The organism is Weissella sagaensis (assembly GCF_010306265.1).
Lineage (GTDB): Bacteria > Bacillota > Bacilli > Lactobacillales > Lactobacillaceae > Weissella > Weissella sagaensis.
The window spans coordinates 98209-111966 of record NZ_BLKA01000006.1; the positions used below are offsets into that span (position 1 = coordinate 98209).

The following is a 13758-nucleotide window of genomic DNA, read 5'->3' on the forward strand; positions in this document are numbered from 1 at the left end:
ATATTTTAATTACTAAATGAGGTTGTATAATCAATATTTTAGAGTATGTTTTTATAAAAATTATAAATAATCTATACTTTTAATGATTATTACGTATGTTAAAGAGTTAGCATGAATCAAAAGTCTTTTGTTTTTCAAATATTTCTTTCAATAATAGTTCAGTCAACAATAGACTTCCTATTTATGTGACGATATGAAGTTAACCAATAATAGTTTTAGTACGTAAAAAATAAGTGAATAATATTGAAGTAGCTTTTATGAAATATTTACATAGAATATCTAATTATAAAATATACAATATTGCTTAAAACTATTAAATAAATCATCACGATAATTAATTATCGTGATATAATAATTTCGTAGAGGAGATAAGAAAATGATAAAAAAAGAAAGTTTAATCGTAAATTTTCTAAGCTGGGGACTGATGATAGCTAAATGGTTGTTTGGGATAATGGTATTTTTATTAGTTACTATAGGAATAGGTTTAGCTGTCCCAGGAATTCGTAAGAATCTAAGTTATAGTACTAACATTTTAGGAATTTCTACTTCAAATCTGACCGTTGTATTTGGTGCAATTTTTGTAAGCTTATTTATTTTTATGATTTTTTTTGCAATAATTAGCTATTTACAAAAGCTCATAAAAAACATAAAGAATTTAAGCTTTTTTGAAATTACCAATTTGATAAGTATTAAGAAAATTTTACATCTTATTTTGGTGTTAATAATTGTACAAATATTTTATGGAATGTTGGAAATTGTACTAGGTATTTTGAATAATCAAGCCATTTCGATCAATTTTGCAGCTTTATTAATAAGCTTTATTTTTGTGGTGGTTGTTCAAACCATCTATATATTGTTGGATAATGGTTTAAAACTAAAAAATGAAAATGATTCATTTCTGTAGAGGGAATTAGATGATTAAAGTTAATTTAGCAAAAGTTTTAATTGATAAAAAAATGACTTCGAAAAAATTAGCCATAGAAGTCGGAATAACTGAGGCCAATTTATCAAATTTTAAGAATGGTAAGATGAAAGGAGTTCGCTTGGACACACTAAATCGGATTTGTGCAGCCTTGGATTGTCAGCCAGGTGATATTTTTGAATATGTCGTTGATTAAAAATTTAGATGATAGTAGAAAAATACATTGTATTACTCTTATTGATAATAAGAATTGTAAAATAAAGGTATAAACATACCATTCAAAAAACATTTAATATTGAATTTAATCGTCTGCACATTGTGAATTAAATTTTGTCACAGATACGAGGAGAACAATGAATAATACATTAGAAATAAAACACTTAGAAAAAAATTTTGGTAAGAAAAAAATATTAACAGATGTTTCATTTACTGTTACTAAAGGACATATTGTGGGGTTGGTTGGTGCAAATGGTGCAGGGAAAACAACCATTATGAAAGCTATTTTAGGATTGGTTGGTTTTTCTAATGGCACTATTACAATCAATGGTGAATCAGTATCATTAAATAAACATCAAGCTTTGTCTAAAGTAGGTGCATTAATTGAAAATCCAGGAATATATCCTTACTTAACAGGTTGGGATCATTTACGCTTGTTTGCTGAAAAAAACATAACCAAAAGTATGATGACAGAATTAGTTTCTGCTTTAAAAATGGATAAATATATTCATCAAAAGGCTAAAGGGTACTCACTGGGGATGAAACAAAAGTTAGGAATTGCATTAGCTTTTTTGAATAATCCTGATTTTGTTATTTTAGATGAACCGATGAACGGTTTAGATCCACAAGCAACGTTTGATTTGCGGCAATTGATAACTACTAAAGCGAATGAAGGAACAACCTTTTTAATTTCATCACATATTTTAGGTGAATTGGAAAAATTAGCAAAGGATTTGGTAATTATTGATCGTGGTCAAATTATTAAACAAACTACAACTGACGAGCTATTAAGTACAGGAGAAAAATATTTTGTTTTACAAACTAGCGACGATGATAGGGCACAGCAATTATTATTGGACCACAACTTTAATCTGAAAGAGGATATATCTATATTAGTTCCTAATATAGATAATAATAGTTTGGCTAATGCTTTAAAAGTACTTATTAACAATAATATTGATGTTTTGGACGTACAACATAAGGATAATGACTTAGAGGTTTCATTGCTTGAATTATTACAACATGGTGAAGAAGGAGTAAAATAATGAGTACCTTAATTAAACAAGAAATCTTTAAACTTGCCAGAAAACGCAGTACTTGGCTTTCGACCATTATTTTAGTCGTGCTACAAGTCGTATTGGCTCTAATTGTTAATAAATATCCAGACGTATTATCAATAGAATCTATATATATGGATGGATTTTTAGGGTTAGAATTAATATTCTTTTTTATGGTTGCTGCATGTAGTAGTATAATTACAATGGAATTTCAGTATAATACGGCAAAAGAGTTATTTTATCGTAAATATAGTCGTGGACAAATCCTAATATCAAAATGGATAACATTATTTTTGTACAGTGTTTATTGGTTTATTTTAACTTATGTTGTTACTTTTGGACTTAAACTTATCTTTTTCCCACACTTTGACTTAACTAAGAATGTTGGCCATGGTACCACATTGGTAATAAGTCAACTACAGTATGTTGGGTCTCAATTTTTAAGTTATTGGTTAATTTTGACGCTTGTATTATTATTAGCTAATTTGTTCAAAAGTTCTGCTGTTGCAACGTCTGTTGGACTAATAGGTTATTTTTTGATTAATATTGTTTCAGGTTTGATGGTATTATTAATTGAAAAATGGGATTGGATCAAGTGGAATCCATTAACTATGTTGATGTATCCAGCTCAAGTACAAGAGAACACTACTAAAGCAATAACACATTTAACAATTAATGAATTATTTACAGGGAACGTTATTTATATTGTTATCTTTCTTGGAATTGGTTATGTTATTTACCGTAAGCGGACTGTATAATCAGTGAACTTGCATCAGTTATAAATTATTTGAATATATAACTTTTTTAAAGTTAGCTAAACGAAAAGTATTCCGTAAATTATGTGGTTCTACAATTTTGGTTTCGATGTCAAATGGCATGAAAAATTGTAAAATTAACTAGAAATATAGCTTGTAAATCCGGCTGTTTTGCCAGATTTACAAGCTTTTTTATGTAGTAAAATTCACAAAAGTAGTTTAATGTATTACAATTTCTCCAATATGCTTAATATGTCGATTAGAGAAAATTTTTAAGAAAGCGTGTTTAATACCTTAGGTCCATGGCCAAGTTGGGAGGAAATGTTGCGGTCAATTAAAATGATGATGCTTATAAAAAAGTAACCTTAAACTAAGTGATATTTCAGAGTAATAAGTTATATCTAGGTAGAATTAAAGAAGTAATCTTAGCAAATATTATACCAACTATAGCCTTGGATTATTGATCATATTTTAGTTGTGGTAAATATTGAATTAAAATAAATTGACGTTCTTCAACGTGTACTGATTATTAAGGATATTTAATAGTTATATCGTAAATAACTATTATTATTTATTCTAAAGGAACAAGGAGACCAACTGGCAAAATGCATTATGGTAAAACTGGTTCAGAAATCTTAGCTATATTTAACAGTGGTGTCAGTAATTTTAATTGTTATGCATGGTCTTTTGACAATTCCCACATTTTTTAGTTGTATGAACTTTATTCTTAACTATACACAGTACTATAAACGTTGATATAAAGGCGTTTAGAGACGTGTATAGTTTTTTTATTACATTGGTTACAAAATAATGACAGACTGATTTTTAATCAAGTATATAGCTAGTCACCGGACTTAGTTCGGTTAATTTTTTGGTAAGAACTTCCATTATCGATATTAAAGAGTAAGGAGGTGAGAATTAATGGATTATAAAGAAAAAGAAACATTGGGGCAAGCAGTTAAAGCTTGGCGTGAAGATCATCATTATCGCATGGGTGATGCAGCTAATGTAGCAAAAATTCCATATGCAAGCTTTCAACGTATTGAATATGATAAAGGCACACCACGTATAAAAAATTTAGCATTGATTGCTAAGACATTAGGCATGTCCACTGATGAAGTCATTATGCGTTGGTTTAATGATGACAAACAAAAAGATCAATAACTGAAGATAACATCGCATCTCACAAATGACTGATGTTATCAACCGTTATTGATCTCCCAAAACTTAATAAATACCCTCTGTTGCGATTAGTACTGGTAATACTTTTTAAAACAGAAAGTACACGTATCATTTTCAAAAAAATGAAGAAAATGAGCTGGTTTTAGTGCGACATTTTTTAGCATCGAACCTAATGTGTAGATTAGTATAACATACTATAGCATATCATGTGAAGTCATGAATGAAAAGTTCATTTCTGAAGGTCATTACTGGTGTATAAGACGTTACTAAGAGCCACAGAGGGGGTATAGTAGCGTTTTTTGACTATACCAAGATGGCTTTTAGGCAGTTACAGAATGCGACGTTGTAACTTGTATGAGCAAACGGGGTTCGCATCGCCCACACGTCGTCAGAAAGGTGCCAGAGAACGTCGTAGCGAACGTTTAAAGTAATGTGGCGTAATTGATAGCCACTGGTGGTGACAACCAGACAAACGCGTCAAAAGGTCAGGGTGGACGTACTGAAAATGGCGTCACACGGCAATCACAATGACTTCATGGTGCTTAGTTCATAATTCGACCGTATAACTCGAAATGATGTTGTGATGGTAGCTGGGCAGTGCTGGCTTTAAACGTGTGCCAATTCTTGTAATTGGACGACAAAACAGTGATTTTGATCACTCTGATCGCAGTTAGTGTTTTGTTGGAATAGCTCGCTCAAGGGAGAACTCTCCTAACTAACGCTACGCGTTGTTGATGAGTTGTTAAGCATCAGTCTAATTAATGATTAACTACATGAAGTATGTCGTTTTGTTGTCCAGCAAGTTGGACAGAACGGAGAAAGAATATGTTAGAAATTGATAAATTAAAAACGATTGAACGCATGGAGCATCAACCAACAGCGTATGTGTATGTTGCTTTCGATAAGACCTTTTCAACTATTAGAGCTTATGCCGATAAGCAAGCCGATTTACATAAGCAAGTCTTGGCAATGCAAGCACAAAAGGTAGAGATTTTTTGGTTAGGACGATTGTCTAAAGCAGCCTGGGATGATGTGATGCAGCATTGTATTGTGTTAGAAACAGTGCGTGGGTGGAGGTGAATGAAATGAATTACCAGTACATTGCAGTGGATTGGCAGCGACGTCATATCTTATTAAGTGCCGAGTCAATGGCCAGTTTGAATCGGCTAATCTTATCTGAAAAAGGGCAAGCATTAATTTACCAACAAGCTGTTTGGATATACCGGATTGAGGCAGAAGTATTTGGCAAAGTAGTACAAGAAATTGATCGAACTGGGGTCGCTTTTAGTCAATTAGTACGACCTGATCATTAGGTAATTGTGGGAGGTAGGTTATGTGGGAGCAATTAGATTTAATTGATCAGCAGGCAACAGATAATGATAATCATTCTAATGAACATTATTCAGTTTATTATGCACATCGTGTATCAGCACAACGTATTAATCAAACAATTGAATTAGTTCAAATTAATCAGAAAAAATATTTATCGAAGGGACAACTTGTTGAAACTAATCAGCACGAATTGTTAGTTATTGAACGTCGTGTTTTAGCTAAAGAATTAGTCAAGATTACGTCTGATATTGTTTTGAAAGTGCAGATTAAAGAACAGTTGTTAGAAGAATATTTATTACTGACAATAGCGCAAAGTTGTCAGCAAATGGATGAATTGTTTAATAGTTAAAGTCATGAAAAGGAGAAAAAATCATGCAAACAAATATTCATGTGGGACGTCTGTTAAAAACATTTAATGTGCAAATGGTGGGTGAGAAAAAAGATATTAAAATAGTGCGTTTAGGTTTGGCAGTTAAACGGTATTTGAGCCAGAAATCCCAAACTGATTTCATTTATTACGTGGCGTTTGATAAGACGGCGGATATGTTATATCAGTATGCCAATAAGCAAGGACTACCACTTGAAGTTCATTTTAATATTCAAAGTCATCGCTATGAAACGACCGACGGTCAGCGTAAATATCAAACCACTAATGTGATCACATCATTCATGCCTTGGTCAACTAATAATCAAGACAAATCTGGTGTGGCGGATGATGAACTAGCAGCTGCAAATGACGAAACAGAGGCAGATGTTTTACAAGGGTTAGCCGGCTTAGTTGCGGATGATTTAGAAATTAGATAGGAGGATTTCATGCAGCATGTCAAAGTTAAATATAGTGAAAAAACGCATCTAAAAGAAGGTGCTGGTTGGTTCAGTCGTTGGTGGTATCGCAGATGTGTTAAGCATGATAATCGGCAATATAATCACTACGATCAGCAACGCAGAACCGTCACGTTACGTTTCCTAAGTTTACTCGGAATAGCTGCGGCTATTTTGATTTATTCTATGGTAATGCCACGGCCGTCAAGTACCGTTTCAACCAAATTAAATCAAGAGATGGCGTTTGGTAATCAAGGCACTAATGTTGCCTTAACGAAGAAAATTTTTAATGATGAAACGGGACTATTAGAATTACATTTTAAGTTCACCGGAAACGTTGATGATTCGATTACCACAGGCATTAATATGAAACGGTTTAAGTTGTCATTTGCTGGTGATCGGTATATTCAAAATGACCAATCTGAGTATCATATTTTGGCCACTTCACCTAATACAATGGTTGTCCAATTTGAGAAATTAAAGACTAATTTTCAAGATGTACGTATTAGTTTTGCAGACAAAACAATTGATACGGAAAGCATCAAAACGGCCGCTAATGATGACGAAAGTGCCACAAATAAACAAGCCAAAGCAAGCGATCAATTAGCCACAATTATCATTAACAATGATGATAAATTACCAACTAATTCACAACGTAAAGTATTAAGCAAAAAGCAGCTAGTTGTGGCCCAAACGAGAACAAATATTCAAGAACATGAACACAATATTAAAGAAAATCGTGCCGCGATTAAAGCGTGGCAAGCAGCCATTAAAGAACAAACGGAAAACGTGCGGGCAACGCGTCAACAAATGCAAGATATGACTGATAAAGAACGATCACAAGCTAACGAAACAATTGAGTCTTATGAATCAAAAATGACCGATCTTAAGAAAAATATTAGTGATGCAAAGACTGATATTCGGAGTGGAAAAGACAAAATTAAACACTTAGAAAAACAAAAAACGAAGCAACAACATGGGCAACTGAATGTCCCTAAATTAGCGCAATAACTTTTGCGGAATTGCTGCAAACTAATCAGTAATTCCGCAATATTTTTAACCAAATACATGGGGTGTCACTGGGGTGTCCGGATGGCATCCAGTGGGGTGTCTGGCGGGGTGTCTTTGGGGTGTCCAGTGGGGTGTCACTGGGGTGTCTTTTGAAAAATGGTAGTATCACCAAGAATGCCCGCACAGCGGGGTTATATCACAACGTGGTATCATTCCCCCTTAACCTGTTATTTATCATTGATGTATTTGAACTTTAATTTGGGTGCAATAAAGAATTTGAATTTTGACTTAATGATGGAGGTTTAACTTAATGACAAATCAATTTATAATGCGCAACTTATCAGACCATACTTTAAAGATTATTGATGCAGAAGCTGCACGAAATAATATCTCACGAAATGCTTTATTACAAATTGTCATTGAGAACTTTGCGAATAACTTAGAACAAGCCAATGCAAACGAAATTTTGTTGGAACCTTTGCAAGATGTTACCAAACAATTGAATACGTTAACGCATGCAACAACTGATTCACAACATGCAATCTCACATGATTTAACCGCTTTAAAAAATAGTATTGATCAGTTAATTAAGTACATGTATGACGATACATTTGAATAAAAGGAGAAACAAAATGTATGGTTATCAACGACGATGGCTACGTCGATTAATGGTGATAGTAATGACAGTGGTAGCAGTCTTAGTTTTTGTTAAACGAGATGTTATTTTAGATCATCTTTTTAATCAATTTAGTCAGTCAACAGCAGCACCTAAGATACCGCAAAAAGAGGACCCACAGAAAAAATTAGCCGCACAAGATTTTACAAATCAACAAGCGATGGTGGTTAATGATAATCAACCTAATTTTACAGCAAGCAATTTAAAAACAACCGCAGAACCCTGGCAAAAGTTGTCCCATCGGGATTGGTTAGGACGACCTAAACAAGCCAATGCTTTACTGAATCAAAAACAGATGCCAACGCTCAAAAGAAAAAAATTAACTGTTAAAACGCCTGGTTATCATGTGTATCGACTTAAGCAAAATGGTCAAGAAACATATCTTTATAATCGTTCACATTTAATTGGTTATCAGCTAACTGGATTGAACAATGATGCCCGTAATTTAGTAACTGGTACGCGTGTGATGAATGCTATTCATGAAGAAGATAACCAAGCATCAATGGAAACTTATGAGAATCAAATTGCAGCTTATTTACGACAATCGTCTAATCATTATGTTCGTTATCAAGTGACCCCATTATATCGAAACGTTGAACGTGTACCACGGGGTATTGAACTGGCTGGTCAATCGATTGGTGATGATGTGATTAAGTTCCATGTTTATATTTTCAACAGCCAACCAGGTTGGCAAATTAATTATTATACAGGCACAGCTTTACAACAAAGTGAGGAGAAATAATCATGCAAACTTTAAGTGAATTTCGTCAAAAATTAAAGCGGAAAAATCAGAATCGTATCAAGTATTTACGAACAAAATTTAAAAATTACGCCGATGAAGATTTGAATGAAAACGTTGCTGATGAACTAAGAGGCTTAATCAATATCACCGAAATTTTGGATCATGAGCCAACTGAAGAAAATAGTCGGTGTCGTCAAATTACTATCAAGACGAGTCAGCAAGAAGCTTGGTATCGTGATGTCTTTAAAACATGGCTTGACCAACATCCGGAAACGGGTATTAGTGGTGATAATAATGCTGGGATGTATCGTTTTGCGTTAACTTTTTTTGTAAATCAAGTCATCTTAAATCCAAAAAATAATAGTCTGTCATATGCTGATTTATTAAAGGGCATGGATGAAATCAATGACCCAGATCCAATGTTAAATCAAATCAATTTACAGATGAACGATTTAAAAGAAATGACCTCATTTATTGCAGCCATGGATTACTTAGAAAATATGCAAGTCTTTGGTCCAACGCGACAAATTGATGAAATAATTCAAACGGATATTCGTTCAGAAATTGATAAGAGTAGTCAGTATGCGAAAGACTATAATGCCTACCAGAAGCGTCGTAAAAATGATCTTGCAAACAAACGTCAGCGCCGTCGCGGTGAAGGAATGGAATTTAAACATGACTAATCAAAATTTTGATTTACAAGCAGCTTTAGAAAAACTACATGAAGAAGATTGGTTGCATCCTGATCAATCTGCCTTTCAAGATAAGATGACGGTTCAAGAAGTTGAAACGGAGAAGAACTATCGGCAAAAAAATTATTGGCTTGCGCAATTTTCCCATTTATTAATGAACCAGTATCAACAAAATAGTCATGCATGTGCTAGAATTTTGCACCAAACAAGTCATAAAAATATTACGCGAGCTGTTGCCCGTTATCCGGAATCAGATTTTGCAACTTTAAAGGACGTTCAGAAAAGTTTAGCAGCTTACGCACGACAACAAGGAGTGAAAACAGATGGCTAAAACAGGGGGCTTTGCGAATTTTGCAACGGGGGAAAAGAAAACAGGTGCCGTGTTATTACCAACACATTTTACGACAGCAGCACAAGCAACTAAAGCCGGTAAACAATTTGGTAATCTAGTGCGCACTTATGCGGCAAAAAGTTCCAAAGTAATGGATGAAAATAACCAAGCTTTGGTCGATATAACTGATGCTGAACAAGTCCAAGAGTCGAGTAATAGTTTTGGTTATAGTTCTCGCTTTTCTGCTACGGGTGATGAACACCCTCTGTTTGATAGTGACACGTTAAATATGACCGATGAGCAGATGGACAACCTGGAAAATAAACTAAACTTGGCCCAAGAAAATGGCAATATTTTGCATGAGATGGCCTTCTCAATACGAGGTGATTGGTTGGTTGAGAATAATCTGTATGATCCAGAAACAAAGCAATTAGATCAAGATAAATTAAAGCGGGCTGAACAACATATTGTGCACGATTTATTTGAAAAAGGTGGGTCACAACCTTTAGGACAAGGTCCTGATGATGTGGTTTGGTTTGGTGCCGTGCATCAAGATACTGACCACCTTAACATGCACATTTGGTACGCAAAGATTTCACCAGAAACGCGACCTAGTATGTTACTTAAAAGTGGTAAACCAAAAGGTGTTATTGATTTTAAAGCAAAGCACCAAGCTGAAAGTAAATTTCGTTATGAAATAGAATCAGACGCAACGAAAATTAAACGGGTAAATGTCTATGAAGCGGTGGGAAATTATCGCACACAAATTAAACAAGATTCTTTGACAAGGTTGGATCGGACACACAAATACACGGCGGACCTGCAGAAAATTTATGATGTCTTACCACAAGATTTACGGGGGCGTTGGAAGGTTGGTAACACTGATAAGTTAGTAACGAATGATACAAGCCGAATGGCACCAGCTAATCGACAAATGAATGGCTTGATTGATAAGTTATTGACGAATGAATTAAAAGATGATTACCAAGAATTTCGAGCAACTGCACAAAAAATGGATGACATGATGGCAGAAACGCATGGAAATCAACACAAAGGTCAAGAGAAATGGTCAGAAGCACAAGATAAACGACTACGTAAAGAGTTAGCTAATGGTATTTATCGGCAATTTAATGAACAGTTTAATACAGATCAGAAGATTAACGATGGTAAGTTTCACAAACAGGCCAAAGGGAATTTTGAAAAGGTTAAACAACGTAATGATCAACCTGAAAATCCTAAAATGGTGACGCCACACAAACCTGCACCTGTCGGTAAATTAAATAAAATTGCAAAACGGATGACGAAACAAAGTCGACAGGAAATACAACAAATGCATCGGATGTTACAAGACACGATGGTAGATCAATCACAAAATGTTAGTGATGAATCACTTTCACGGCATTTATAGGTTTTACAGAGTTAATATACAAATCGTTATTTGCAAAGGTGTAGAATTAAGGTATTGATATAAAACATAAAGAAAGGTCGAAACATGAGAAAAAAAGATTTATCAAGACAATTCGTTTTAGCCATTAATGATGTAGGAAAAAACAGTGAATTAGGGATTTTTTTAAGTACTTATCAGGCAAAATTAGACAAAAATCAGCTAAAAGGCCTTGAAATAACACGTTTTACTGATGGAATCTCAAAAGTAGTCCGTAAATCACATCAAGGTGTTCCAACATCTGTCACAAAGCTTATTTCTATGATAAATCAACGTGGTATTTTGAATGGCTTTGGCCTAGGCTTACGAATGTTCTAAAATGAATTATTAGTCAAGAAGTGACAAATCACTTTCACATAATTCAATGTGCTGTCCCAAATGTCTAAGGGTTTGTTTTCAGGATGGAGGGTTTATGAATAACAAAGAGTCAAGAAAACAAAGAACAATACGAAAGGCCAAAGATCGTAGACAATTAGAAGATGATGTAAAAGACATTCAATTCTATTCTCAATTTGTTCCAAATGAAGCGTTAAATATATCGGAAGAAATTTCAGATTGGCTAAATAACGATAATAATTGGTGATTTGCAAAAAATGAGATTAAATTATTAATTAATACAAATACACTAAAACAAGCCAGTATAGTTTATTTGGTGAGTTTTCATTTATAAGGTCTTTACACATTTATGAATAACAAATTAACATAAAAATACTCCTATACTTTCATTTTACGGACTGAATAAAAATAGTCCATTTTTTAGTATTAGAGCAAAAAAATCGATGCTTTTTAAGCTATACATGATGTTAGGAATACTTAGTTCATTTTTCAAATTTCATGTAAGTGTCATTGTTCTTCTTACTTTTTAGACAAATTTGATGCATAATTAAATTAATTAAAAGTTTGGAGAAAAAAATGTTTGATAGTAGCTTTTATGAAACGAATCTATATAATTCTTTGTTTTCTATAGAATTCTTAACCAGATTTGGATATTATGATTCAATAACGAAGACCGATAGTGTGAATACTTATGCTCAATCTGATAGCTTTTTGATTGACATTTTCAATATGGATTCTTTAGCTGATTACATGCAGAATCATCAAGGTGATTTAGAAAATCTATTTTTTAGTGATGTAACAACTGGTAATGAAATTACTGAACCAATTTCGTTCTCAATTCCAAAAAATTTGATTTCTAGGAGAGAGTACAAAATGCCAAATATATACAGCTATTTACAGTTGGCATATTATGTGACACTCAACAAAAATGAATTTGTTGACGCTTTCAACGAAAATAAGCATAGTACTTCTAAATATTTCAATCAATTGAAGTATAATTATACGGTTACTCAAAAAATTAGAGAAGGTCAACTTGCGGATGACAATAATATTCTCAATATGGATTTAGGTAATTTTTATCACTCACTTTATACACATACTATTTCTTGGATGCTGATGGGACGAAATGAGTCAAAAAAACACAGAAGAGGAGGGTTTAGTAATACATTAGATCATTTGATTCAGCAGGAACAATTTGGTGAAACCTATGGTGTTCCGGTAGGAAATCTAATATCAAGAATAATTACGGAATTATACATGTGTAATTTTGATAAACAAATAGATTCTGCTTTTGAAGGTGGCGTCAGATTTACACGATATGTAGACGATTTTCATTACACATTTACAAACGAATCACAAAAAGATGCATTCGTACAAAGATTTAGGTTCTTATGTAGAGAATATAGACTAAATGTTAATGAATACAAGACTAAAGTTGATACTTTTCCTTACCTCACGTCGCTAGACAAAGACTCAATATTTCATTACTTTGATAACAAATTTCAGGGTGAACAAATTTCTGAAAAACTACTGAAACAATCAATTATTGCATTTATAGATCTTTGTTTAAAAGAAGAAAGTCAAGGCAATAAAGGTTCTATTAAGTCATGTTTTTCAGTGTTAAATAATTTTCTAGAAAAAATCATTAAACAAAAAAGGTTAAGTAAAAAGTCAATTAATGCATTGTTCACAAATGACGAAAATTTGACGAACTTTAACTGCTCCTATGTCAATAAATGGCACATATTTTTCTAAACACTCGTTCTAATTCTGTCGGAATTAAACCAACTGATGTAATTTGAGGTCCGGATTACCAAGTCCTCAAAATTGGAAAAAGTTGTTTGAAAGGCAAACTCTCTCTTCAACAATGAGTGAAAAGCTTCAATTGGCCCATTATCATAAGGATAACCTTGTTTTGAGTATGAGTGGCTAATCTGATGCCGTTCAAGTAAAGTTTCAACTTCGTTGCTGGTGTACTGTGAACCCATGTCAGAGTGAAAATATTGTGGCTTTTGATGACATTCAAGCGCCTGATTAATCGTTTCTACAACTAACGTCGCCTCCATCTGACGACCAATCTTGAAAGCAAGAAACTTGATGAACCTTTGGTTCGTAAATAGAACTGAGATAAACCCAGGTTCCTGGACGTAATTCCAAATAAGTAATGTCAGCACCCCATATCCTTGCATTGGGCTGGTGCTTGATTAAATTGGGGCGTTGTGAATGATCCACATGAGTG

The 13758-nt window shown here is 33.5% G+C and carries 18 protein-coding genes and 1 pseudogene; 18 read left to right on the plus strand and 1 reads right to left on the minus strand.

Annotated elements, in window-relative coordinates; all coding sequences use genetic code 11:
• The first annotated feature begins 376 nt into the window (after positions 1 to 376).
• The 18 genes from G7Y65_RS07305 (at position 377) to G7Y65_RS07390 (ending at position 13274) form a co-directional block, all read left to right on the plus strand.
• Positions 377 to 904: a hypothetical protein gene (locus tag G7Y65_RS07305; protein WP_165314762.1), complete on the plus strand. Its 528-nt coding sequence runs from the start codon at positions 377 to 379 to the stop codon at positions 902 to 904.
• 10 nt (positions 905 to 914) lie between these two features.
• Positions 915 to 1118 carry a helix-turn-helix domain-containing protein gene (locus tag G7Y65_RS07310; protein WP_165314763.1) on the plus strand — a complete coding sequence of 68 codons (204 nt, stop codon included), beginning with the start codon at positions 915 to 917 and terminating at the stop codon, positions 1116 to 1118.
• Positions 1119 to 1275: 157 nt separating this feature from the next.
• Positions 1276 to 2184: an ABC transporter ATP-binding protein gene (locus G7Y65_RS07315; RefSeq protein ID WP_042492639.1), complete on the plus strand. Its 909-nt coding sequence runs from the start codon at positions 1276 to 1278 to the stop codon at positions 2182 to 2184.
• Positions 2184 to 2954, plus strand: coding sequence for a DUF2705 family protein (locus tag G7Y65_RS07320; RefSeq protein ID WP_042492640.1), 771 nt, complete (start codon positions 2184 to 2186; stop codon positions 2952 to 2954). The genes G7Y65_RS07315 and G7Y65_RS07320 overlap by 1 nt, the downstream gene beginning before the upstream one ends.
• Positions 2955 to 3872: 918 nt before the next feature.
• Positions 3873 to 4115: a helix-turn-helix domain-containing protein gene (locus G7Y65_RS07325; RefSeq protein ID WP_137600787.1), complete on the plus strand. Its 243-nt coding sequence runs from the start codon at positions 3873 to 3875 to the stop codon at positions 4113 to 4115.
• A gap of 843 nt (positions 4116 to 4958) precedes the next feature.
• Positions 4959 to 5213, plus strand: a complete 255-nt coding sequence (locus G7Y65_RS07330) for a hypothetical protein (RefSeq protein ID WP_042492642.1) — start codon at positions 4959 to 4961, stop codon at positions 5211 to 5213.
• A gap of 5 nt (positions 5214 to 5218) precedes the next feature.
• Entirely contained in the window at positions 5219 to 5446 is a 228-nt protein-coding gene (locus G7Y65_RS07335) for a hypothetical protein (RefSeq protein WP_137600788.1), read from the plus strand.
• Positions 5447 to 5466: 20 nt separating this feature from the next.
• A complete protein-coding gene (locus G7Y65_RS07340; RefSeq protein WP_042492645.1) occupies positions 5467 to 5814 on the plus strand; it encodes a hypothetical protein in 348 nt (115 codons plus the stop codon).
• A gap of 23 nt (positions 5815 to 5837) precedes the next feature.
• Entirely contained in the window at positions 5838 to 6269 is a 432-nt protein-coding gene (locus G7Y65_RS07345; RefSeq protein ID WP_042492647.1) for a single-stranded DNA-binding protein, read from the plus strand.
• A 9-nt stretch (positions 6270 to 6278) separates the two neighbouring features.
• Complete coding sequence (locus tag G7Y65_RS07350) at positions 6279 to 7298, plus strand: coiled-coil domain-containing protein (RefSeq protein WP_165314764.1); 1020 nt, start codon at positions 6279 to 6281, stop codon at positions 7296 to 7298.
• 310 nt (positions 7299 to 7608) lie between these two features.
• Positions 7609 to 7917 carry a hypothetical protein gene (locus tag G7Y65_RS07355; protein WP_042492651.1) on the plus strand — a complete coding sequence of 103 codons (309 nt, stop codon included), beginning with the start codon at positions 7609 to 7611 and terminating at the stop codon, positions 7915 to 7917.
• A 13-nt stretch (positions 7918 to 7930) separates the two neighbouring features.
• The gene (locus G7Y65_RS07360) at positions 7931 to 8716 is read left to right on the plus strand and encodes a DNA/RNA non-specific endonuclease (RefSeq protein WP_165314765.1); all 786 of its coding nucleotides are present in this window, start codon (positions 7931 to 7933) and stop codon (positions 8714 to 8716) included.
• 2 nt (positions 8717 to 8718) lie between these two features.
• The gene (locus G7Y65_RS07365) at positions 8719 to 9399 is read left to right on the plus strand and encodes a hypothetical protein (protein ID WP_165314766.1); all 681 of its coding nucleotides are present in this window, start codon (positions 8719 to 8721) and stop codon (positions 9397 to 9399) included.
• Positions 9392 to 9739, plus strand: coding sequence for a hypothetical protein (locus G7Y65_RS07370; protein WP_165314767.1), 348 nt, complete (start codon positions 9392 to 9394; stop codon positions 9737 to 9739). Before G7Y65_RS07365 ends, G7Y65_RS07370 begins: the two co-directional genes overlap by 8 nt.
• Positions 9732 to 11147, plus strand: coding sequence for a MobP2 family relaxase (mobP2, locus tag G7Y65_RS07375; protein WP_165314768.1), 1416 nt, complete (start codon positions 9732 to 9734; stop codon positions 11145 to 11147). Before G7Y65_RS07370 ends, mobP2 begins: the two co-directional genes overlap by 8 nt.
• A gap of 84 nt (positions 11148 to 11231) precedes the next feature.
• On the plus strand, positions 11232 to 11501 hold the full coding sequence (locus G7Y65_RS07380) for a hypothetical protein (protein ID WP_042492659.1): 270 nt from the start codon (positions 11232 to 11234) through the stop codon (positions 11499 to 11501).
• Positions 11502 to 11595: 94 nt separating this feature from the next.
• The gene (locus tag G7Y65_RS07385) at positions 11596 to 11766 is read left to right on the plus strand and encodes a hypothetical protein (RefSeq protein ID WP_155982498.1); all 171 of its coding nucleotides are present in this window, start codon (positions 11596 to 11598) and stop codon (positions 11764 to 11766) included.
• A gap of 329 nt (positions 11767 to 12095) precedes the next feature.
• Complete coding sequence (locus G7Y65_RS07390) at positions 12096 to 13274, plus strand: RNA-directed DNA polymerase (RefSeq protein ID WP_052348389.1); 1179 nt, start codon at positions 12096 to 12098, stop codon at positions 13272 to 13274.
• Here the strand turns inward: G7Y65_RS07390 and G7Y65_RS07395 are convergent.
• A pseudogene (locus tag G7Y65_RS07395) lies at positions 13271 to 13758 on the minus strand (IS3-like element IS1163 family transposase); the annotation flags it as partial. The gene G7Y65_RS07390 and the pseudogene G7Y65_RS07395 sit on opposite strands and share 4 nt — an antisense overlap.